At 67.0% G+C, this 270-nt stretch carries 1 protein-coding gene; it reads right to left on the bottom strand.

Annotated elements, in window-relative coordinates; all coding sequences use genetic code 11:
- On the bottom strand, positions 1-254 hold a 254-nt coding region (locus R0J92_RS23240), incomplete at its 3' end, for an amidohydrolase family protein (protein ID WP_411053413.1).
- Positions 255-270 lie beyond the last annotated feature (16 nt).

Here is a 270-nt window from a genome sequence, read left to right on the forward strand (position 1 = left end):
GTTGCGCGCTCTGCTACATCGGGAATCCAGTCAGCGATGGCGCCGACTTGCGCGCGGTAACTCTGTGAGGCTTCGTGTTGCGTGAAGGGCCAGTCGCTCGCCCACATGAGCCGCCCGGCGTCGAACGCCTGGCAGAGTCGGGGTGCGGCTGCGCGCGCAATCTCGGGACTGGTCCGGTAGGCGCCGGACAGCTTCACCCAAACTTGCCGGCTCGGCGCAAAACCCAGCAGCCGCTCGAAGCCTTCGTCCTCCATGCCGGGTTGACGCTCG

Origin of the sequence: Tritonibacter sp. SIMBA_163, assembly GCF_046535935.1 — a bacterium.
GTDB lineage: Bacteria > Pseudomonadota > Alphaproteobacteria > Rhodobacterales > Rhodobacteraceae > Epibacterium > Epibacterium scottomollicae.